The following is a 21,782-nucleotide window of genomic DNA, read 5'->3' on the forward strand; positions in this document are numbered from 1 at the left end:
TCATTCGTGCAGATCCGCTACTCACTCGCGCTCGCCACCTTGCTGGGCGCCCCCGCTTTTGCGGCCAGTGTTTCCCTCAGCATCGAGGTGCCGCGCCTCAACGTCGCCGAATACCACCGGCCCTACGTGGCGGCATGGATCGAGCGGCCTGATCATTCGGTCGCGTCCACGCTCGCCGTCTGGTACGACATCAAGAACAAGGGCGGCAATCCGGAGGGCGAAGGCACCAAGTGGCTCAAGGACATCCGCCAATGGTGGCGCCGCACCGGGCGCGAGTTGCAGTTGCCGCTCGACGGCGTGAGCAGCGCGACGCGACCCGCCGGCAAGCAGGTCATCACGGCCAGCGAAGGCTCGGTGCAATTGCCCAAGCTGGCGCCGGGTGCCTACAAGCTCTTCGTCGAGGCGGCACGCGAGAGCGGTGGCCGCGAGATCGTGAGCATTCCGTTCCAGTGGCCGCCGGCGCAGGCCGAGCAGCCGCAAGTCTCGGGCAGCAGCGAGTTGGGCGAAGTCAAGCTCGAACTCAGGCCCTGAACCCCATCCCTTCACCCAACGCTGGACCCATCATGATGAAATCAGGCATTCGCACCGCCGCCATGGCATTGGCGCTTGTTGCCGGCACCGCCACCGTCAGCGCACACAACGTGTGGCTGCTGCCATCGAGCACCGTCCTGTCCAAGAGCGACTGGATCACGATCGACGCCGCGGTCTCCAACGACCTCTTCTTCTTCAACCACAACCCGCTGGCCCTGGACAACCTGGCCGTGACTGCGCCTGACGGCAGCGCGGTCAAGCCGGAGAACGTCTCCAAGGGCAAGCTGCGCAGTGTGTTCGACCTCAACCTTGCGCAAAGCGGCACCTACCGCATCGCCGTGCTCAACGAGGGCGTGTTCGCACGCTGGAAGGACAAGGCCACCGGCCAGCCAAAGCGCGCGCGCGGAACGCCTGACACCATCGCCGGGCAGATCCCGGCGGATGCGCAGGAAGTCGAAGTGACGCAGTCGGCCGGTCGCATCGAAACCTTCGTCACGGTGGGCAAGCCCAGCGCGCTGAAGCCCAGCGGCAAGGGCCTTGAACTGGTGACGCTCACCAATCCGACCGACCTCGTCAAGGGCGAAAAGGCCAGCTTCGAGTTGCAGATCGACGGACAGCCCGCCAAGGACCTGGATGTGACCGTGATGCAAGGCAACACGCGTTACCGCGACCAGATGAACGAGATCAAGGTCAAGACGGACGCCAAGGGCCAGTTCGCCGTCACGTGGCCGCAAGCCGGCATGTACTGGCTGGAAGCGACCACCAAGGACAGCAAGACGTCGGTGCCCAAGGCGACGGAGCGCCGCCTGAGCTACGCCGCAACGCTGGAAGTCATGCCCTGAGGCATCGAAGCGCAGTGGGACTTTCCTTTGAGGTACGCCGCGGCGGCGGCTATGCCAACGCGCCCTTGCCGCGACGCGTGGACCCCGCGAGCCTGCAGACGCTGACAGGTGAGTCGATGGGCACGACCTGGTCGGTGCGCATCGACAACCCGGCGATGCTCCCGCTCGCCGGGATTCGCGCCGCCATCGACGCGGCACTGGGCGACGTCGTCCGGCAGATGAGCACGTGGGAAAGCGATTCGGACATCAGCCGCTTCAACCGCGCCGCCACTGGCACGCGGCATGTGCTGAAACCCGAATTCGCCAGGGTGCTCGCTTGCGCCTTGCACTGGGCGCAAGAGAGCGACGGCGCAATCGATCCCACCGTGGGCCCGCTTGTGGGCTTCTGGGGATTCGGGGCGCAGGCGAGCGCGAATGACACAGCGCCGTCGCCTGATGCGGCTCAGGCGGTGCATGAGCGCGTCGGCTGGCGCCGCATTGCATTCGACGCCAGCACTTCGACGGTCCTGCAACCCGGCGACGCATCACTCGATCTTTCGGGCATCGCGAAGGGCTTTGCGGTCGACCATGTCGCGGCAGCCCTGCGCGCGCTGGACTTGGCCAACTTCCTCATCGAAATCGGCGGGGAGTTGCGCGCCAGCGGGCATCGTCCCGGCGGCATACCCTGGCAGGTGCAGATTGAAATGTCGCCCGGCACATCGAGCCGCGTCGCCCTTTCGGACACGAGCATCGCGACCTCTGGCGACCGCTGGCACGTGCGCGAGCGTGAGGGGCGACGCTGGTCGCACAGCGTGGACCCGCGCACAGGCGAACCGGCGGGCGATGCGCTCGCCAGCGTCAGCGTGCTCCACCGCGAATGCATGCAAGCCGACGCACTCGCCACGCTGCTCACGGTTTTAGGTCCGTTGCAGGGAATGGAATTCGCAAGGCGACACAGCATTGCCGCCCTCTTTGCCGCGCGCGGGAACGACGGCCTGCGACTGATTCCCACCGACAGGTGGCCAGCCGCCATGAAGACATGACCGAGACGACGCTGCGGATCCTGGCTGCGTGCGTCACCGTGCTGGCGTATGCCACGCTGTGCCTGGCGGTGTACCGGTGCGAACGAGCGCGCGCGGCCCACGATGCACGGACAGCTGCGTCGTTCGCGGGCACTACAGCCGCGCCCCCCACCCTCGTGCTGTTCGCCAGCCAGACCGGACAAGCCGAAGCCATCGCGCGACAGACCGCCGCATGGCTGCACAAAGTCGGCAAGCCCGTGCGCGTGCTCTCCCTCAATGAGACCGACGCGGCGACCCTGAAATCCGCGCAGCGCGCCTTGTTCATCGCCAGCACCTACGGCGAGGGTGACGCGCCCGATGGCGCCAGCGTGTTCATGCAGAAACTGATGGGCATGGCCGGGCTTCAGTTTCCGGCCTTGCGTTACGCGGTGCTTGCATTGGGCGATCGCCAATACGCCAACTTCTGCGGGTTTGGCCTGGCGCTGGACAGATGGTTGATCCAGGCTGGCGCCCAACCGGAATTCGCACGCATCGACGCGGACAACGCGGACCCCGCCGCCCTCGCAGCGTGGCGGGCGAACATCGCCGGCGACGATGGATCCAGTGATGCCAATGCATCGGACAGTGCGCAGGCCGTGCCGTGGCGCCTTGTGCGGCGTGAATTGCTGAACGCGGGCAGCGTCGGGACACCGGTGTTCCATCTCGGCTTCGCCTTGCCGGCAGGACAAACGGTTCATTGGGAGCCCGGCGACATCGCGCAAGTCGAAGTCTCAGCCGACCCCGGCAGGCCGCGCGACTACTCCATCTCTTCCATTCGCAGCGATGGCGAACTGCAACTGCTCGTCCGCCAGGAACAGCATGCCGACGGAACACTGGGGCTTGCATCGGGCCTACTGACGACCACGCTCGGCATCGGGGATTCCTTGCCCCTGCGCATCCGGTCGAACCGCAATTTCAGGCTCGGCGACAACGCCCGGCGCCCGCTGATCCTCATTGGCAACGGCACCGGCATCGCGGGACTGCATGGCCACCTGCGAGCGCGTGAAAGGGCGCGCGAACTGGACAACTGGCTGGTGTTCGGCGAGCGCAATGCGGCGCATGACTTCCTGTATCGCGCAGAGATCGAGTCGTGGCAAGCAACCGGCGTTCTGCGGCGCCTGAGCCTGGCGTTTTCGCGCGACCAGGACGAACGACTCTACGTCCAGCATCGGCTGCTGCAAGCCAGCGGAGAGGTCAAGGCGTGGATCGACCGGGGTGCGGCGATCTATGTCTGCGGCAGCCTGCGCGGCATGGCCCCGGCCGTCGATGCAGCCTTGCGGCAAATCGCTGGCGATTCGCTGATACAGCAACTCACGGCCGACGGTCGCTACCGGCGCGACGTGTACTGAGTCGCAGCGCACCTGCAGTTTCAAACTGACGGTGGATGTTGCTGTCGCACAACGCGAACAGTCACACCTCGATGCAAATGTGAAGGCGAGGTGAACGCTTTGTATTGAGATTCATTATCATTTGATGGATTTCGCCAGATCAGCGATTCAACTCACCCAGCCAATCCCCTCTCCGGCACTTGTCGGACCGCTGCGGGACCCGCCAGTCGAGTTCTTCCCCATGCCCCTTCCGGAGAACCCTTCATGGCCTACATCAAGAGCCGCAAGCACGCCGTTGCCCGTGCGCTTCCCCCTTTTGGCAGTGCCGCGGCCGCTGCCACCCTCGTCGCCCTGAGTCTTCCCGTCGCCGCGCAAACCAACACGCTCAAGGAAGTCAGGGTCACCGAAGACACCACGGTGGACTACAAGACCGACACCTCGGCCAACCCGAAGTTCACTGCCCCCCTGGTTGATACGCCCAAGACCATTCAGGTGGTGCCCGAGCAGGTCATGCGCGAACAGGGCGCGACCACGCTGACCGAAGCGCTTCGCAACTCGCCCGGCGTCAGCGCCTTCTACCTCGGCGAGAACGGCAACACCAGCACCGGCGACGCGGTCTACATGCGCGGCTTTGACGCCTCGGGCAGCATCTTCGTGGACGGCATCCGCGACGTCGGGTCGATTTCGCGGGACGTGTTCAACCTCGAATCCGTGGAGGTCGTCAAGGGCCCGAGCAGCACCGACGTGGGCCGCACCTCGCCGGGCGGCTACATCAACCTCATCAGCAAGAAGCCACTGCTCGAAGACGCTTTCTCGGGCTCGGTCGGCTTTGGCAGCGGAAGCTTCAAGCGCGGCACCCTGGACTGGAACAAGGTCGTCAGCGGCGCGGACGGCTCGGGCACGGCCTTCCGCATCAACGCGATGGTGGAGGACTCGGGCGTCGCCAGCCGCGACAACATCGAGAACGACCGTTGGGCCATCGCGCCGTCGATCGCCTTCGGCCTGAACACGCCCACGCGCGTTTACCTGGACTACCTGCACGCCAAGCAGAGCAACGTGCCCGACGGCGGCGTGCCGACGGTGGGCCTGCCTGGCTATTCGACCCCGGATCCGACGCGGCCCTACATCACCACGGCACCGCCGGTTCGTTCGCGCAACTACTACGGCACGAACTTCGATTTCGACGACGTGACCGCCGACATGTTCACGGCACGCGTCGAGCACGACATCACGCCGACCATGACGGTGCGAAACATCACGCGCTATGGCGAGACGTCCCAGGACTATTTCCTGACGTCGTTCATGGGCTCCTCGGCCAATTTGACGACGCGGCCGCCTGCAGCCAACCCGAACGATCCCTCCACCTGGACGATCGCGCGAAGCAATCCGACGTCCAAGGACCAGGAAAACAAGATCATCACGAACCAGACCAACCTGAGCGCGAAGTTCGACACGGGCGGCGTCAGCCACTCGCTGAACACAGGCCTGGAGCTGATTCGCGAAGAGCAAAGCAACAACGGCTACTACGGCTACAACGGCATCGCCAACGGCCAGCCCATCGGCAACGGATCGTTCCCCGCGGCCAACCTGTACGCGCCCAACCCGAACGTGACGGGCTACAACCGCGTGCGCAATGGCGCGGACAGCAAGGGCACCACGGACACGGTGGGCGTCTATGTGTTCGACACAGCCAAGCTGAGCCAGAACTGGCAAGTGACGGGCGGCGTTCGCTACGACCACTACAGCACCGACTACGACGCCACCACGCGCTCGACCGCCACCACCAACCCAGGCCTGCCGGTGGGCACACTGGTGCCGACGGACCTGAGCACCTCGGGCGGACTGTGGTCGGGCCAGATCGGCCTGGTCTACAAGCCCGCCGAGAACGGCAGCGTCTACATCGCCTACGGCACGGCGGCACAACCGCCAGGTGGCGCCAACTTCTCGCTGGCCAACAGCGGCAACAACGCCTCGCGCACCGACTTCGAACCACAAAAGACGAAGTCGACGGAAATCGGCACGAAGTGGGATGTGCTCAACAAGAAACTGGGCCTGGCCGCGGCGCTGTATCGAACCGACGTCAGCAACGAAGTCATTCCCGACCCGACCAACGCCGCTGTGTTCTATCAAGCGGGCAAGAAGCGCGTCGAAGGGCTGGAGTTGAGCGCGGCCGGCGCATTGACCGACCACTGGGGCGTGAGTGCCGGCTACGCCTACATGGACACCTCCATCGTGTCGGGTCCGGCCGTCACGGCCGATGGCACCAACATCATTGCCTACGCCCCCAAGAATGCCTTCACGGCATGGACGACCTATCAGTTCCCGATGGGCCTGACGATCGGCGGCGGCGCGCGCTATGTCGGCAAGCTGCATCGCGGCACGGACAGTGCCATCGGCACGCCCTCTTTCGTGGAGGCCTATTGGGTCTTCGACGCAACGGTGGGCTACCGGCTCAGCAAGAACCTCGATCTCCAGTTGAACATCTACAACCTGTTCGACAAGGAGTACGTGGCGGCCATCAACAAGAGCGGCTACCGCTACTCGCCGGGCATCCCGCGCTCGGCGCGCGTGGCGCTCAACTTCGCGTTCTGATGCGTTGCCGGGGGCCTGAAACCCCCGGTCAATGCGAAACTGATGCCCCGGGCAGACGGCCGGGGCATTTTCATTTTTCGAGGTGAATCAAGATGATGCTGCACGTCCCAGAGGTCCTGAGCACCGCACAGGTGCGCGAAGTGCGGGCGGCGCTGGACAGGGCCGACTGGATCGACGGGCGCGAGACGGTCGGCCAGCAGGGCGCCCAAGTCAAGCGCAACCGGCAGCTGCCCGAGCACTCGCCCATCGGCCGGGAACTGGCCAAGACGATCCTGGCGGCGGTGGTGAAGAACGCGCTCTTCTTCTCTGCAGCCCTGCCCCTTCGCTTCGTGCCGCCGCTGTTCAACCGCTACGAGGGCGGCGAACACTACGGGCTGCACGTCGACGGCGCGGTGCGCTCGGTGCCCGTTACCGGCGAGCGGCTTCGCACGGACCTGTCGTGCACCCTCTTCTTGTGCGAGCCGGAGGACTACGAGGGGGGCGAGCTGGAAGTGGTCGACACCTACGGCACGCATGAGGTCAAGCTGCCCGCAGGCGACCTCATTCTTTATCCCGCGAGCAGCCTGCACCGGGTGCATCCCGTCACTCAGGGCGCGCGGACCTGCTCTTTTTTCTGGTTGCAAAGCATGGTGCGCGACGACAGGCAGCGCGCGATGCTGTACGAACTGGACCAAACCATTCTCAAGTTGCGCGCACGCCACGGTGAAAGCGAAGAATCCGTCGCTCTCACGGGCCACTATCACAACCTTCTGAGAATGTGGACCGACGTCTAGGCACGCCCGTCCACGCGCACTGGGCCTGCCACTGTCAGCCCTTCGCCGGCAATAGTTATTGCAAATGCGATGAATTCGTATTTATAATCACCTCACTTCTTCAACCAGCCAGCCAACTCTCTGCATTGCCATGATCGTCTGCGTCTGCCGTCGAGTCTCTGACCGTGAAATTGCACGCCATGCGCGTGCCGGGATGAGCTTTGACGAAGTCCAGCTCGAACTCGGCGTGGCCACCCAGTGTGGTCAATGCGAAGGGTGCGCGCGTGATGTCGTTGCCCAGTGCAGCGCATCGCATCCGGTCGCCGCGTGCAATCGCGAGACGGGGTCCGTCGCGATTCAGCTTGCCGCCTCCATTTCGGAAAGCAAGGCATGGCACTCATCGCGGTCGGTTGCAGCTTGATCCTCGTTTTGGGATCGGCATGGTGGATCTTTCGTAAATAGCAGAGTGCGCTTTTTCTGCTGCTCGCGGGCACTTCGGGTGCCCGTTTTCGTCATATGACTCATCGTGTCTGAACGCTTTTCCTCACCGCAAACCGGTGTTTCGCGCAACGTCGTGATCGCGGGCAGCGTCGTGCTGTTCCACGTCGCGGCGCTGTGGGCATTGCAGACCGGCCTCATCCGCCGCGCCGCCGAAGTGGTGGTGCCGGTGGAAATCCTGAGCCAGTTCGTCGATCCGCCGAAACCGGTCGAACCGCCGCCCCCGCCGCCCCCTCCTCCGCCGCCACCGCAGCCGAAGAAGGAGATCGTCAAGGCGCAGCCGCCCCCGCGGCCGATGGCGATTCGCGAGCCCAAGCCGGCGCCGAACGCACCAACGGGTGTAGTGGAGCCGCAACCGCCTGCGCCGCCTCTCGCGCCCCCGGCACCGCCCGCGCCACCCGCACCGCCGCCGGCACCGCCAGCACCTCCTGCGATGCAGTTGCCTTCGACGGACGCCGACTACCTGAACAATCCGAAGCCAATTTTCCCAGCCATGAGCCGACGACTCGGCGAGCAAGGCAGGACGATCGTGCGCGTTGTCATCGGCGCGGATGGCCTACCAAAGTCGGCAAGCATTCAGCGATCGAGCGGTTACGAACGACTCGACGAGGCCGCACGCACCGCCGTCATGAGTTGGCGATACGTGCCAGGCAAGCGAAATGGCGTCCCTGAACAAATGGAATTCAGCGTCCCTATCAATTGGGTTCTCAATTAATTTTTCTGGAGTAGGTAAGTATGGAATCGCAATTCGGACTGATGAACCTCTGGACGCAAGGTGACATCGTCACCAAGGCGGTCGCGCTGCTGCTGGTCGGCATGTCGCTCGCGTCCTGGATCGTCATCATCATCAAGGCGCTGGACATCGTGAAGTACAAGCGCCAGGCCCGTCGCTCTTCGGACTTCTGGCACAGCGAAGACTTCGCCACCGCGCTCAACAAGCTGGGCAAGGACGACAGCAACCCCTTCCGCGGCTTGGCGCTCGAAGGCCGCGAAGCCACCGCCCACCACCGCAACACCAAGGCCCACCTGCACGACGCACTGGACGTGAGCGACTGGGTCACGCGCTCGCTGCGCAACGCCATTGACGAATTCACCGCACGCATCCAGACCGGGCTGGCCGTGCTGGCGTCGGTGGGCTCCACCGCCCCCTTCATCGGCCTTTTCGGTACCGTTTGGGGCATCTACCACGCGCTGATGAGCATCAGCTCGGCCGGCCAGGCCACCATCGACAAGGTGGCTGGACCGATCGGCGAGGCGCTCGTCATGACGGCGCTGGGCCTGGCGGTCGCGATCCCGGCCGTGCTGGGCTACAACGCCCTGGTGCGCGGCAACAAGTTCGTGCTGACCAAGCTCAACAGCTTTGCGCATGACCTGCACGCCTACTTCGTGACCGGCGCCCGCGTCCAGACCGGCACGGGCGAAGCCACCGTCGTGCCGCTCAAGAAGGGCTGAACGCCATGGCATTCGGAACGCAAGACGAACCCGATGACGTGATGAACGAAATCAACATGACGCCGCTGGTCGACGTCATGCTGGTGCTGCTCATCATCTTCATCATCACCGTGCCCGTCATGAAGCACGCCGTGAACATCGACCTGCCGCGCGCCAGCAGCGAGAAGGAGGTGACCAAGCCGGAGAACATCCTGTTCACCGTCACGGCGGACGGCAGCTACTACTGGAACGACCAGAAGATCAGCGACGAGGAGCTTTCCAGGCGCCTGTCCGCCGAAGCCGCCAAGGACCCGCAGCCCGAGTTGCACATCCGCGGCGACAAGGAAGTTCGCTACGAACGCGTGGCGCTGGCCATGTCCGCAGCCCGCGAAGCCGGGGTGCGCAAGATCGGCTTCATCACCGAGCCCAAGCCTCAATGAGATTTACTTGCATTTAATTTGTCCAGACCGTTGACTTTTGAATGCGAACAATTATCATTTAAGCACTGACACCGTGAAGGCCCCTCGCCATGCAAACAACTCTGACTTCCGTCCTCAACCACCCAACGCCCGGAACGTCCGGTGGTCGCGCCAAGGATCTCGGCGCCCGGCCGGCGGGGCTCGTTGAAAGCGCAGATCTGCTCAAAGGCAACAAGACGATCGGCATCATGCACAACGGCGCGCTGTATCGGCTCCAGGCCACCAAACTCGGCAAGCTGATCCTTACCAAGTAAAGGATCAGCCGCCTTTCAGGCAAGTTTCATCGTGGGGCGACCTGAGGAGAGCAATCTCCGAGGGGTCGTTTTTGCTAGCCAACGGTTTACCTACAGCCAAGCTTTTTTTCCCGCAAGACAGACCAATGCAAAACGCCGACCCTGGGGTCGGCGTTTTGCATTGGCGATCAGGAAACGATCAGAGGCCGATGGCGGCAATGCCGGCCTTGGCAATCTGCGCGTCTTCATTCGACTTCACGCCGCTCACGCCCACGGCGCCGATGACCTGCCCGTCCTTGACGATCGGCACGCCGCCTTCGAGCATGCCCTGAAGCACGGGAACCGTGAGGAACGCGGTGCGCCCGCCGTTGATGATGTCTTCGTAGCCCTTGCTTTCGCGGCGGCCCATGGCGGCGGTGTGCGCCTTGGCGGGGGCGATGTGCGACGAGATGGCCGCTGCGCCGTCCAGGCGCTGGAGCCAGAGCAGATTGCCGCCATCGTCGGCAATTGCGATGGTCACGGCCCAGTTGTTCTTGAGCGCTTCGGCTTCTGCAGCGGCGGCGATGGCCTTGACGTCGGCGAGTTCGAGGAAGGACTTGGTCTTCATGATGGATTCGGTAACTGGGAAAAACCCGAGAGCATAACGGCCCTACGCCTTGGAAGCCCTACAAAGTGTAGGAAGGCCCCCTTGCGGTTATTTCGCCTGACCCCACTTGCAGCGCCCTAGAATCATCCCCAACTGCGCCCCAGCAGCCTACAAGGAGATCTGATCCATGAATGACCGCGTCACCACCCTCAACCCGTCGAGTGGCTATGGCACTGGCCTGCAGGCCGACCGCCAGCGCGTCCTGCGCAACACCTACTGGCTCCTGGCGCTGAGCCTTGTTCCAACCGTGCTCGGCGCCTGGCTGGGCGTCGCCACGGGAATCACCGCCGCATTGTCGGGCGGCCTCGGCCTGATCGTCTTTCTCGGCGGCGCATTCGGTTTCATGTTCGCCATCGAAAAGACCAAGAACTCGGCTGCCGGCGTGCCGGTGCTGCTGGGCTTCACCTTCTTCATGGGCCTGATGCTGTCGCGCATGATCGCGATGGTGCTGGGCTTCAAGAACGGCGGCGAGCTGGTCATGACGGCCTTTGGCGGCACGGCTGGCGTGTTCCTGGTGATGGCGTCGCTGGCGACCGTCATCAAGCGCGACCTTTCCGGCATGTCGAAGTGGCTGTTCGTCGGCGCCCTGGTGCTGATGGTCGGCGCCATCATCAACGTGTTCGTCGGCTCCACGGCCGGCATGGCAGCGATCTCGGTGGCAGCCATTGGCATCTTCTCGGCCTACATGCTGTACGACCTGAAGCAGATCATCGACGGCGGCGAGACGAACTACATCACCGCCACGCTGGCGCTGTACCTGGACCTGTTCAACATCTTCCAGAGCCTGCTGGCGCTGCTGGGCATTTTCGGCGGCGAGCGCGACTGATCGCACCACGCACTCCATGCAAAAGGGCCCCGAGATCGGGGCCCTTTTTCTTTGCGTTGCTCAAGCCTGCAGGTCGAACACCGCCATCGATTCGACGTGTGCCGTATGCGGGAACATGTTGATGACGCCGGCGTGCGTGCAGCGGTAGCCCGCCTGATGCACCAGCAAGCCGGCATCGCGCGCCAGCGTCGAGGGATTGCAGCTCACGTAGACGATGCGCGTGGGCGGCTTCCAGCCTCCCGGTGCGGGCACTTCCTCGGGATGTGCAAGGCGCTCCTGATGCAGGTCCGCCAGCGCTTTCGCAAGGGCAAACGCGCCTTCGCGCGGCGGGTCGACCAGCCAGCGATCGGCATAGCCGTCGCGCACCAGCATTTCCGGGGTCATCTCGAACAGGTTTCGCGCCACGAAAGTCGTGGCGCACATCGGGCGCGTTGAAGCCGCAGCCACCTGATTCGCCTTGAAATTGTCGGTGGCACGCGCCACCAGCGTGTCGCTGCCCTCGATGCCCAGCACTTCCCTTGCGCGCGTGGCCAACGGCAGCGTGAAGTTGCCAAGCCCGCAGAACCAGTCGATGACGCGCTCCTCGGGCTGCACATCCAGCAGCCTTAGCGCCCGTGTGACCAACACGCGATTGATGTGCGGATTGACTTGGGTGAAATCCGTCGGTTTGAAGGGCATGCTCACGCCGAAATCCGGCAGCTCGTAGCGCAACTGCATGCCGCCGGGTTCCAGCAGCTTGACTGTTTCCGGGCCCTTGGACTGCAACCACCACTGCACGCCCTCGTGCCCGGCGGCAAAAGCCTTCAGGCGGGCAATGTCGGCATCGGACAGAGGCTCCAGGTGACGCAGCACCAGCGCGATGACGCCCAGCTCCGTCGAACCCGGCGCATCACCGCATGCCATCTCGATCTGGGGACAGGTCTCGCATGCGTCCATGGAGCCGATCAGTTCCCGCAGCGGCACGAGCATGTCGCTGACGCGCACCGGCAGCACCGGGCACATCGTCATGTCGGCGATGTAACGGCTCTTGCGTTCGTGAAAGCCAATGAGCACCACGCCTTTTTTCAGCACCCGGCGCACCGACAAGCGGGCGCGATAGCGGTAGTTCCACGTCGGGCCTTCCAGGGGCCGCAGCATGTTCTCGGGCTTGACCTTGCCCAGGTGCCAAAGGTTGTCTTCAAGGGCGCGTTGCTTGACCGCCACCTGCGCTGCGGCATCCAGATGCTGCATCTTGCAGCCACCACAAGCACCCGCGTGCAGACCGAAATGCTGGCAGCCGGGGCGCACGCGCTGCGATGATTCGCGACGCATGGCGCTCAACACGCCCTGCTCCCAATTGTTCTTGGTCCGGAGCAACTTGAACTGCACTTCCTCGAAGGGCAACGCACCTTCGATGAAGACCACTTTTCCGTCCGCCTTGTGCGCGACGCCCTGTGCGTCGAGGTCGAGCGACTCGACCTTCAGCCACTCGCTGGGGGCAGCGGCGGCGTTTTTCTGTTTTGAATCTGTCATGTCCCGATTGTCTCAGGCCCACCGAGGCGCCTTTGACGATGGCAACCCGTCTAGAACAGCGCGTCGCGGCCCACGCCGGCGCGGGCGAGTTGCCGCCGCATCTTGGCCAGCGCCTCGTTCTGGATCTGTCGCACGCGCTCGCGCGTGAGGCCCAGCCGGACGCTCAGCACCTCCAGTGTTTCGGGCTCCCGGTCATGCAAGCCGTAGCGGCCCTCGAGCACTTCGCGCTCGCGTTCGCTCAGGGCTTCGATCCACTGGTTGAGCAGGCGCTCGACCTCGTGCGTGTGCGTCACGCCCGACGGATCGGTGCCTTCATCGTCCGATGCCACCGTGTCGGCAAGCGTGAAGCTGTCGTCGCCCCGCTCGCCACCTGCATCGAGCGATCGGGGCGCTTCGGCCAGGGCCAGCAGTTCAGCGACCTCCTGCACCTCACGGCCCAGCAGCGCCGCGACGTCTTCCACGCGCACGCCATCGGGCCGCCGTTCAACGAACTTGGCGTCACCCTCCAGCGTGCGCCGTGCGCGCAAGACTTGCTGCAACTCACGCACCACGTGCACCGGCAGGCGAATGGCACGGCTTTGCATCATGGCGGCGCGTTCGACCGATTGACGTATCCACCAAGTCGCATAAGTGGAAAAACGAAAACCGCGTTCCGGCTCGAACTTGGTGATGGCGTGCATCAGGCCAAGGTTGCCTTCTTCGATGAGGTCGATGAGCGGCACGCCTCTGCCGAGATAGGCCTTGGCGATGTTCACCACGAGCCGCAGGTTGTGCTCGATCATGGACTGCCGCGCGGCGAAGTCGCCATTGCGCGCAGCGCAAGCGGCTTCGTATTCTTCTTCTGGCGTGAAGAGCTCGGTGCGACGCACTTCGCGCAAATATTGCGTGAGCGAATCAGCACCCTCGCCACCGTGGCCGTTGTTGCGCTCCGTCAGCAAAACTTCGGGCACTGCCTGCGCCAGATCATCGGCGGCGTCGAGATCGGCAGCTTCATCGATCGGCCCCGCGACCAGCGGCTCGATCTTTCGCTTGCTTGCAGAGGTACGCCCGTTGCCCGCTAGCCCACGCACGACCGAAGTGCGGCGGGGTCGCGGGTCGGGCATGGCATCACCGTGTCGGTAGGTAGCGCGCCGGATCGACCGGCTTGCCCTGACGCCGAATCTCGAAATGGAGCTTGACGCGGTCAGCGTCGCTGTTGCCCATCTCGGCGATCTTCTGGCCCTTCTGGACCGACTGATCTTCCTTCACCAGCAAGGCCTGGTTGTGCGCGTAGGCCGTGAGGTAGGTGTTGTTGTGCTTGAGGATGATCAGGTTGCCATAGCCGCGCAAGCCTGCGCCTGCATAGACCACGCGGCCATCGGCAGCGGCGAGCACCGCGTCACCAGCACGGCCACCGATGTCCAGTCCCTTGTTCCTGGATTCGTCGAAGCCGGCGATCAACTGGCCTTGCGCGGGCCAGATCCAGCCCACGTCGTCGTCGCCAGATGCTGCGACGGGCGGTGCGGGCTTGGAAGCGGCGGCGGCAGCGGCCGTTGCAGCAGCACCGGCAGCAGTTGCAGCAGGTGCTGCGCCAGGGGTCATTGCCCCCGTGGCAGGCACAACACTGGGTTGCGGCGTCACGGGCTTCGTGACAGCGCTGTTGTCCGTCGTTGCCGGTACCGTAGGCGTCACTGCAGCGACAGTTGCGCCACCCACAGGCGGAATCACGCGAAGCACCTGACCGACTTCGATCAGGTTGGCGTTTTCAAGATTGTTCCACTTGACGATGTCGCGCCAGTTCTGACCCGTCTCCAGGCCGATGCGCATGATCGTGTCGCCGGGACGCACGGCGTAGTAGCCGGGCTTGCCGTAGTTCTCGATACCGGGAAGCGGCTTGCCATTGGCATCCGTCGTGATCGGCGCACCGCCAGGCAACGCCGGCGTCACGGTAGCAGTCGGCGGGCGACTCGTGGCGCTGCGGTCTTCCACCGGCGCAGGGTTACGCGGCTGGGCACACCCTCCAAGGACGAGGGCCATCACCAACAACGTGCCGGCGATGCGACCTCGACTTCCAAAACCCTGCATGCATTCCTCCATCAAGCAATTCCCGATTTTAGGGGGACAAAGTGAACGGCCTCAAGAATGCGGCGCTGCACGCCGGCCGTGGACTTGTCGATGACGACAAGGGCCTGTCCACCTGCATCCAACTGCGTCGGCGCGACGATGCGCCCACCGACTGCCAACTGATCAATCCACGCCTGCGGCACTGCGCCGCCACCGGCGGCTGCGATGATGCCCGCATAGGGCGCGCCTTTCGGGTAGCCCAGCATGCCATCACCGAGCAATAGATGCACGGTCGCCAATCGAAAATGACGCAGGTTGGTGCGCGCACGTTCGTTGAGGCCGCGCAGGCGCTCGATGCTGTAGACCTCGCTGGCCACATGACTCAGCACTGCGGCCTGGTACCCGCAGCCGGTGCCAATCTCGAGCACACGGCCGAGGCGATCCGCGGGCTTGTTTGCCAATGCCGGCGCGCCGAGCAACAACTCGATCATGCGCGCCACGACGCTGGGCTTTGAAATGGTCTGCCCCAATCCGATCGGCAGGCTCGTATCTTCATAGGCCTGATTGACGAGTGCGCTGTCGACGAAACGATGCCGCTCGACAATGCCCATCGCCTGCAAGACGCGCGCATCGGCAATGCCCTGCGCGGCAAGCTTTTGAACCATGCGCGCACGCACCGCATCAGACGCCATCGAGGGCGTTGACGACACCACCGCCTGCGACTTTACCGCTGCACCCATGCCTGGCCTCATTGGCGCAGACGCAGACGTGGTGCTGCCGCGCACAGCGGCGGAAGCAGTGGGTGTCAGGCGCGCAGGAAAACTCGGGCGTTGCTTCACGCTTCAACCTTGCGCCGATGCACCGAGCCGCGTCACGGCATCCCGCCATTGGCCGAGATTGGCGTGATCGGTCAGGTCGATCTGCAAAGGCGTGAGCGCCACATGGCCCTCGGAAGTCGCATGGAAGTCGGTGCCTTCTCCGCTGTCCTTGGCGCCGCCTGCGCCGGCGATCCAGTACATGGTCTCGCCGCGCGGGCTGTCCTGCGTGATCACCTTCTCGGCCGCATGACGGCGCCCCAATCGGCAGACCTTGATGGGCTTCAACGCTTCGAGCGGACGATTCGGAATGTTGACGTTGAGTAGCCACGGCTCGCCTTCGAGCATGCGTTCACGCTTGATCTGTTCGACGAGCCGGCGTGCCACTTGCGCCGCTGCATCGACGTGCGCCCACCCCTTTTCGATTTGCGAGAACGCAATGGCGGGCACGCCGAAGAGATAGGCTTCCATCGCAGCGCCCACGGTGCCCGAGTAGATCGTGTCGTCGCCCATGTTGGCGCCGTTGTTGATGCCGGACACCACGAGGTCGGGCCGGTAGTCAAGCAGGCCCTTGAGCGCGATGTGAACGCAGTCGGCCGGCGTGCCGGTCACATAGCGAAATCCGTTGTGGGCCTGATGCACGTACAAGGGCGCCGCCAGCGTCAACGCGTTGGACTTGGCACTGTTGTTGTGTTCGGGTGCGATGACTTCGACTTCGGCTACATCCTTCAATGCCGCGTGCAACGCGACGATGCCGGGAGCCTGGTAGCCGTCGTCGTTGGAGATGAGTATTTTCATGTCGTCGATCGGTGCGCCATTCTAGGGGGAGCCCGGTCACGCCAGAGACATTGCAGCAACGGTCCCGACTCGTATCATGGCCAACCGAATTAGGAGACTTGAGCATGCACGCATGGCTTTGCGAAAACCCCACCGGCGTTGATGCGCTGACCTGGAAAGAACTGCCGACACCGCAACCCGGCGCCGGACAGGTCCTCATTGAAATCAGGGCGGCGAGCCTGAATTTCCCCGATCTGCTGATCGTGCAGAACAAATATCAAATCAAGCCCCCGCTGCCTTTTGTTCCCGGCTCCGAATATGCCGGCGTCGTTCAAGCAGTGGGTGAAGGCGTGACGCACCTGAAGGTCGGCCAAAACGTTGCATGCCTTTCAGGCACCGGCGGATTTGGTACGCATACGCTTGCGCCCGCCGCATTGTGCATGCCGTTGCCCGACGGTTTTGGCCATGTCGATGCGGCTGCGTTCATCATGATTTACGCGACCTCGTGGCATGCATTGATGGACCGCGCGCAACTCAAGGCCGGCGAAACCGTTTTGGTCCTTGGCGCCGCGGGCGGCGTGGGCACGGCAGCGATTCAGATTGCAAAGGCAGCCGGTGCAAAAGTTATTGCGGCTGCATCGACCGACGAGAAGTGCGAGTTGTGCAAATCCATCGGTGCCGATATCACCATCAACTACACCACGCATGCCTTGCCCAATGGCTTTCGCGATGCTGTGAAGCAGGCCACGGACGGCAAAGGCCCGGACGTCATTTACGACCCGGTGGGCGGTGATTTTGCGGAGCCTGCATTTCGCTCCATCGCATGGCGCGGCCGCTATCTGGTGGTGGGCTTCGCAGCCGGTCCGATCCCCTCTCTCCCCCTGAACCTGGCCCTGCTCAAAGGCGCCTCCCTCGTGGGCGTGTTCTGGGGCGACTTCGCCAAGCGCGAACCCAAGGCCAATGCGCAAATGATGGCCGAATTGGCCAAGTGGTACGGCGCCGGCAAGATCAAGCCAGTGATTGACCAGACGATGCCCATGGCTCAATTGAAGGAAGCGTATGCCCATATGGGCTCGCGCGGCGTCAAGGGCAAGCTGGTGATGGTCAACTAGCGCGCGTTTTACCCAGACACAAAAAAGCCCGCTTGCGCGGGCTTTTTATTTGTCTCGACCGGGGCCGTCGTTGGGGATTACTTGATCTCGAAATCGGAAAGCGACTTGCCTGCGGCCAGCGCTTCGGTCACCCAACGCGGTTTACGGCCACGGCCACCAGACCACGTTTCGCCCGTAGGACCACGGTATTTGGCGGCACCGCGCGTTGCAGGTGCTGCAGTGGCGCGACGACCTGCGCCACGCGCCGCAAGCTTCAGATCCGAAGCAGACAGTCCATATTCCGCGATTTTCTTGCGGACCTCTTCAATCACGCCTGCGCGTTCCTGATTGCGCAGGGCTTCGGCCTGCTGGCGCAATTGCGCAATCTGCTCGTCGTGCTTCTTGATCTGGGAATTGATGTCTGCAAGAGTGGCCATTCCGGTGTCCTTGTATTGATAACGCAAAAATTCTAATTCAAGCGGGAATCAAAATACAATGGTGGGGTTCCCGGAAAGACAAAAAAAAGCGCCGGTCAGGTTGACCGGCGCTTTTTTTAATGGGATTTGGGGTGGCTGATGGGACTCGAACCCACGACGACCAGAATCACAATCTGGGACTCTACCAGCTGAGCTACAGCCACCGTTTGAGAGCCTGCTATTGTAGCCGCAAAAATCTACTTTTCTGCGCCAGGCAACGTTTCTGCTGGCTTTGGAACCACAATCTCGGCCTTGTAGCGGTCCTTCAGCATGTTGTAGTAGGCATTGTCTTCGGCAGATGCAATGGCCTGCGTGAACTGCGCCGTCTCGCGCTGCGCCATCTCGGCATTGGGCGCATCGCGGGGCACTGACTTGTTGACGCGCACCACGTCATAGCCCTGTCCTTCCAGGTTCACCCCCACCCATGCGGGCAGTTTCGAGGTGTCGGCGCGCAAGGCGGCTTCGATCACCGGACCGGGCAAAGACTGCGCATCCGTGCGTGAAACCGTGACTGGCGCTGCCAATTTGGCGTCCTTGCCATCGGCGCGCCATGCAGCCAACTTCTCTTCGCCGTCCTTGCGCGCCATTTCGGCGGCACGCTGGTTCACGAGCAAGGCACGGACCTTTTCCTTCACGTCGGCAAAGGGCAAGGTGCGAGCGGGCGAATACTGGGTCACACGCCCGGCTGCCAGCAGATTCGGCCCCACTTCGACCGCTTCGGTGTTGTGCTTGCGCTCCAGCGAATCCGCGGCGAACAGCGCCATCAGGAAGTTGCGGTTTGCCAACGGCCCGGTCGCCCCCGGGGCGGCCACGCGCGCCACGTTGTTCGCAGTTTGAATGGTGAGCTTGAGTTTGTCGGCGGCAGGCTGGAGGCTGTCGGGTTGCTGGTAGACAACATCGCTGAACGATTCTGCAGCCTTCGCAAATTCCGTGGTGGCCTGCTGCGTGCGCAGGTCGTTTTCAATGGCCGGGCGCACCTTTTCGAAGGGCTGGATCACTGCGGGCTTGATGTCATCCAGCTTGATGATGTGGTAGCCGAATTCGGTTTCCACCAGGTTGCTGATTTCACCCTTCTTGAGCGCGAACATGGCATCTTCAAACGGCTTGACCATGGCACCACGCGTCACGAAATCGAGGTCGCCGCCCTTTTCCGCCGAACCGGGGTCCTGCGAGTTCTTCCGTGCGACGTCGCCAAAGCTGTTGGGCGCCGCCTTGACCTGGGCAAGCAACTCCTCGGCCTTCGTCTTGGCAGTCTGGCGTTGCTCGGCGGTCGCGCTCGCCGGCGCATTGATCAGGATGTGGCTGGCGCGACGTTCTTCCTGCGTTCCGAAACGGGCGCTGTTCTGGTCGTAGTAGGTCTTCAGGTCCGCTTCATTGACGGCGATGCCCTTCTTGACGGCGTCCATGTCCAGCACGAGGTACTGGATGTTCGCTTCTTCGGGCGCCTGGAATTGGGCCGTGTGCTCCTTGTAATAGGCTTCAAGGTCCGCGTCGGTGGGCGTCACCTTCGAGGCATAGTCCGCCGGCTTGAACTGCGCGACCTGGATTTCACGCCGTTCGTAGAGCGCACCCAGCGTGGCGTCGGACTGCGCCTTGGTCGCAAAGGCGCTGGCCGTGACACCGAGCAGAACCTGTTGAGTGGCCATTTGCGCCCGCACCGACGCTTCGTACTGCTCGGGTGACATGCCCGTCGCGCGCGTGAACAGCGCGCGGTCGAACTTGCCGTCGGCGCCGCGGAAGCTGGCCAAGCCAGTGTCCTGCGCAAAGGTGCGTGCCAGACGATCTTCCGACACGGTCATGCGGCCCTTGGCGGCTGCCGCTGCAAGCACGCGCTCACGCACCATGCGCTCCAGCGTGGAATAGCGCGCCGCGTCGGAGTCGAGCATGGCAGCGTCGAGGTTGGGCATCTGCTGGCGGATGCGGTCGACCTCGTTGCGATGCCGCGCGTCCCACTCGGGCCGGGTGATGTCCGTGCCATCGACGTGCGCCACCTTCTCGCCCGTCTGATCCCTCGTGTAGCGCTCGACTCCGAAGAATACGAACGAAGGGATGATCAGCAAGAACAAGAGCACCATCATGAACTTGTTGTGCTTGCGGAAGAAATCAAACATGCTTAAACACTCTCTTTGGGAATGCCACGCGTTGCGCAACATGCGCAACAAAAAAGGCGAACAACCTGTTCGCCTTTGTCTTGCTTCGGGTGGTGGGTGCTGAGGGGTTCGAACCCCCGACCTACGCCTTGTAAGGGCGCCGCTCTACCAGCTGAGCTAAGCACCCCACCGTGAAACTTGTCTCAGTTCAGCGCGTCTTTCAGCGCCTTGCCGGGACGGAACTTCGGGATCTTGGCGGCCTTGATTTTAATCGCAGCGCCGGTGCGCGGATTCCTGCCCGTACGGGCCGCACGTTTACCTACAGCGAAAGTTCCAAAACCGACGAGCGACACGGAGTTGCCTTTCTTGAGCGTGGTGCGAATCGCCCCGATGGTCGACTCAAGCGCACGGGTCGCTGCTGCTTTTGAAATGTCTGCGTTCTTAGCGATGTGCTCAATCAGTTCAGTTTTGTTCACAAGTGCCTCTTGTCGAAGATTATTTGTCGGGTATTCGTAACTGCACGACACCCGCGCGGCGGTGCCGCGTGGCATGGCGATGAGGGAGGAAATTTGTCACGTCGGCAGCGCACTGCCCACAAGGATTAAAGCCACAGGTCTACGGGGTGTCAATAAGACGTCACGACCTCTAACACAGTGGGGGTCGCGATTTTAAAGTGGTTTCGTGAACTCTTTTTTCAAATCGCAAACTCGATGGCCTGGCCCACGTCGGATGTTGTTGCGCTTCCGCCGATATCGGGTGTACGCGGAGCGCCACTTTGGGGCGCGAGCACCTTCTCGATGGCCGCAAGAATGGCGTCGTGCGCGTCCTTGTGCCCGAGAAACTCCAGCATCATGGCGCCACACCAGATCTGCCCGATGGGGTTGGCAATGCCCTTGCCTGCAATGTCCGGCGCGGACCCATGCACCGGCTCGAACAACGATGGCGTGCTGCGGTCCGGGTTGAGGTTGGCGCTGGGTGCAATGCCGATGGTGCCGGTGCACGCAGGCCCCAGATCGGACAGGATGTCGCCGAACAGATTGCTCGCCACCACCACATCGAAAAAGTCTGGACGCTGCACGAAATGCGCGGTCAGGATGTCGATGTGGAACTTGTCCAGCGTCACGCCCGGATAGTGCTTGCCCATCTCTTCGACGCGCTCGTCCCAGTAGGGCATGGTGATGGAAATGCCGTTCGACTTGGTCGCGCTGGTCAGGTGCTTCTTGGGCCGCGATTGCGCCAACTCGAAAGCGAACTTCAGCACGCGGTCCACGCCCACGCGGGACATGACGGTTTCCTGAACAACGATCTCGCGCGCCGTGCCGCCGTACATGCGGCCACCGATGCTGGAGTATTCCCCCTCGGTGTTCTCGCGCACGATGTACATGTCGATTTCACCTGGCTGGCGCGGGCTGCCGTCGCGGCGCACCACGGGCGCGATGATGCCGGGCATGAGGCGCGCCGGCCGCAGGTTGATGTACTGGTCGAACTCGCGACGGAACATCAGCAGCGAGCCCCACAGCGACACGTGGTCGGCAATTTTCTCGGGCCAGCCCACCGCGCCGAAGAAGATGGCGTCGTGGCCGCCGATCTGGTCTTTCCAGTTGTCGGGAAGCATCTTGCCGTGCTTCTCGTAGTAGTCCCAGCTCGAGAAATCGAAATGGTCGAAGGCCAGGTCGATGCCGAACTTGCGCGCCGCCGCGTCGACCACTCGCAGGCCTTCGGGCATGGTTTCCTTGCCGATGCCGTCACCGGCAATGACTGCGATTCTTTTCTTGCTCAT

General features: G+C 63.2%; 23 protein-coding genes and 2 tRNA genes. 13 read left to right on the top strand and 12 right to left on the bottom strand.

The genetic code is table 11. The annotated features are described in order from the left end of the window. Positions 1–6 precede the first annotated feature (6 nt). The 11 genes from QTI66_RS13545 (at position 7) to hemP (ending at position 9,747) form a co-directional block, all read left to right on the top strand. Positions 7–531, top strand: a complete 525-nt coding sequence (locus QTI66_RS13545) for a DUF2271 domain-containing protein (protein ID WP_286560222.1) — start codon at positions 7–9, stop codon at positions 529–531. 35 nt (positions 532–566) lie between these two features. Further along, entirely contained in the window at positions 567–1,373 is an 807-nt protein-coding gene (locus QTI66_RS13550) for a DUF4198 domain-containing protein (protein WP_286560869.1), read from the top strand. A 14-nt stretch (positions 1,374–1,387) separates the two neighbouring features. Continuing rightward, positions 1,388–2,395, top strand: a complete 1,008-nt coding sequence (locus QTI66_RS13555) for an FAD:protein FMN transferase (protein ID WP_286560223.1) — start codon at positions 1,388–1,390, stop codon at positions 2,393–2,395. After that, positions 2,392–3,762, top strand: a complete 1,371-nt coding sequence (locus tag QTI66_RS13560) for a flavodoxin domain-containing protein (RefSeq protein ID WP_286560224.1) — start codon at positions 2,392–2,394, stop codon at positions 3,760–3,762. The genes QTI66_RS13555 and QTI66_RS13560 overlap by 4 nt, the downstream gene beginning before the upstream one ends. Positions 3,763–4,005: 243 nt before the next feature. Then, positions 4,006–6,333 carry a catecholate siderophore receptor Fiu gene (locus QTI66_RS13565; protein WP_286560225.1) on the top strand — a complete coding sequence of 776 codons (2,328 nt, stop codon included), beginning with the start codon at positions 4,006–4,008 and terminating at the stop codon, positions 6,331–6,333. A 92-nt stretch (positions 6,334–6,425) separates the two neighbouring features. After that, on the top strand, positions 6,426–7,106 hold the full coding sequence (locus tag QTI66_RS13570) for a Fe2+-dependent dioxygenase (protein WP_286560226.1): 681 nt from the start codon (positions 6,426–6,428) through the stop codon (positions 7,104–7,106). A 130-nt stretch (positions 7,107–7,236) separates the two neighbouring features. Further along, positions 7,237–7,506: a (2Fe-2S)-binding protein gene (locus tag QTI66_RS13575; protein WP_286560227.1), complete on the top strand. Its 270-nt coding sequence runs from the start codon at positions 7,237–7,239 to the stop codon at positions 7,504–7,506. A gap of 102 nt (positions 7,507–7,608) precedes the next feature. Continuing rightward, positions 7,609–8,298: an energy transducer TonB gene (locus QTI66_RS13580; RefSeq protein ID WP_444815004.1), complete on the top strand. Its 690-nt coding sequence runs from the start codon at positions 7,609–7,611 to the stop codon at positions 8,296–8,298. A gap of 20 nt (positions 8,299–8,318) precedes the next feature. Further along, positions 8,319–9,035, top strand: a complete 717-nt coding sequence (locus QTI66_RS13585) for a MotA/TolQ/ExbB proton channel family protein (protein ID WP_286560230.1) — start codon at positions 8,319–8,321, stop codon at positions 9,033–9,035. Positions 9,036–9,040: 5 nt separating this feature from the next. Next, positions 9,041–9,454 (top strand): ExbD/TolR family protein, encoded by a 414-nt coding sequence (locus QTI66_RS13590; protein WP_286560232.1) that lies wholly within the window; start codon positions 9,041–9,043, stop codon positions 9,452–9,454. An 89-nt stretch (positions 9,455–9,543) separates the two neighbouring features. Next, positions 9,544–9,747, top strand: a complete 204-nt coding sequence (gene hemP / locus QTI66_RS13595; RefSeq protein ID WP_286560233.1) for a hemin uptake protein HemP — start codon at positions 9,544–9,546, stop codon at positions 9,745–9,747. Between the two features lie 178 nt (positions 9,748–9,925). Here the strand turns inward: hemP and QTI66_RS13600 are convergent, their stop codons facing one another. After that, positions 9,926–10,333: a GlcG/HbpS family heme-binding protein gene (locus tag QTI66_RS13600; RefSeq protein ID WP_286560234.1), complete on the bottom strand. Its 408-nt coding sequence runs from the start codon at positions 10,331–10,333 to the stop codon at positions 9,926–9,928. A 166-nt stretch (positions 10,334–10,499) separates the two neighbouring features. On the opposite strand from QTI66_RS13600, the gene QTI66_RS13605 reads away from it, so the two are divergent. Further along, positions 10,500–11,198, top strand: coding sequence for a Bax inhibitor-1/YccA family protein (locus tag QTI66_RS13605; protein WP_286560235.1), 699 nt, complete (start codon positions 10,500–10,502; stop codon positions 11,196–11,198). Between the two features lie 60 nt (positions 11,199–11,258). Here the strand turns inward: QTI66_RS13605 and rlmD are convergent, their stop codons facing one another. From rlmD to surE, 5 genes are read right to left on the bottom strand one after another with little or no spacing between them, the layout of a single operon-like run. Then, positions 11,259–12,710, bottom strand: coding sequence for a 23S rRNA (uracil(1939)-C(5))-methyltransferase RlmD (rlmD, locus tag QTI66_RS13610; protein ID WP_286560236.1), 1,452 nt, complete (start codon positions 12,708–12,710; stop codon positions 11,259–11,261). A gap of 50 nt (positions 12,711–12,760) precedes the next feature. Then, the gene (locus QTI66_RS13615) at positions 12,761–13,813 is read right to left on the bottom strand and encodes a sigma-70 family RNA polymerase sigma factor (protein ID WP_286560238.1); all 1,053 of its coding nucleotides are present in this window, start codon (positions 13,811–13,813) and stop codon (positions 12,761–12,763) included. Positions 13,814–13,817: 4 nt separating this feature from the next. After that, entirely contained in the window at positions 13,818–14,774 is a 957-nt protein-coding gene (locus QTI66_RS13620) for a peptidoglycan DD-metalloendopeptidase family protein (RefSeq protein WP_286560240.1), read from the bottom strand. A gap of 11 nt (positions 14,775–14,785) precedes the next feature. Then, complete coding sequence (locus QTI66_RS13625) at positions 14,786–15,592, bottom strand: protein-L-isoaspartate(D-aspartate) O-methyltransferase (protein ID WP_444814998.1); 807 nt, start codon at positions 15,590–15,592, stop codon at positions 14,786–14,788. Between the two features lie 3 nt (positions 15,593–15,595). Further along, positions 15,596–16,366: a 5'/3'-nucleotidase SurE gene (surE, locus tag QTI66_RS13630; RefSeq protein WP_286560244.1), complete on the bottom strand. Its 771-nt coding sequence runs from the start codon at positions 16,364–16,366 to the stop codon at positions 15,596–15,598. Positions 16,367–16,470: 104 nt separating this feature from the next. Here surE and QTI66_RS13635 point away from each other — a divergent pair, with 104 nt between their 5' ends. Beyond that, on the top strand, positions 16,471–17,457 hold the full coding sequence (locus tag QTI66_RS13635; RefSeq protein ID WP_286560870.1) for an NADPH:quinone oxidoreductase family protein: 987 nt from the start codon (positions 16,471–16,473) through the stop codon (positions 17,455–17,457). 77 nt (positions 17,458–17,534) lie between these two features. Here QTI66_RS13635 and QTI66_RS13640 read toward each other — a convergent pair whose 3' ends face one another. The 6 genes from QTI66_RS13640 to QTI66_RS13665 form a co-directional block, all read right to left on the bottom strand. Further along, positions 17,535–17,873, bottom strand: coding sequence for an H-NS histone family protein (locus QTI66_RS13640; protein ID WP_286560245.1), 339 nt, complete (start codon positions 17,871–17,873; stop codon positions 17,535–17,537). Positions 17,874–18,000: 127 nt separating this feature from the next. Then, a tRNA-His gene (locus QTI66_RS13645) sits at positions 18,001–18,076 on the bottom strand. A gap of 33 nt (positions 18,077–18,109) precedes the next feature. After that, positions 18,110–20,023, bottom strand: a complete 1,914-nt coding sequence (locus QTI66_RS13650; protein WP_286560247.1) for a SurA N-terminal domain-containing protein — start codon at positions 20,021–20,023, stop codon at positions 18,110–18,112. Between the two features lie 90 nt (positions 20,024–20,113). Further along, positions 20,114–20,189, bottom strand: a tRNA-Val gene (locus QTI66_RS13655). 16 nt (positions 20,190–20,205) lie between these two features. Then, positions 20,206–20,478: an HU family DNA-binding protein gene (locus QTI66_RS13660; RefSeq protein WP_068642416.1), complete on the bottom strand. Its 273-nt coding sequence runs from the start codon at positions 20,476–20,478 to the stop codon at positions 20,206–20,208. Between the two features lie 218 nt (positions 20,479–20,696). After that, positions 20,697–21,782 carry a tartrate dehydrogenase gene (locus QTI66_RS13665; RefSeq protein ID WP_286560249.1) on the bottom strand — a complete coding sequence of 362 codons (1,086 nt, stop codon included), beginning with the start codon at positions 21,780–21,782 and terminating at the stop codon, positions 20,697–20,699.

The sequence above is a fragment of the Variovorax brevis genome (genome assembly GCF_030317105.1).
Taxonomy (GTDB): Bacteria; Pseudomonadota; Gammaproteobacteria; order Burkholderiales; family Burkholderiaceae_C; genus Variovorax; species Variovorax brevis.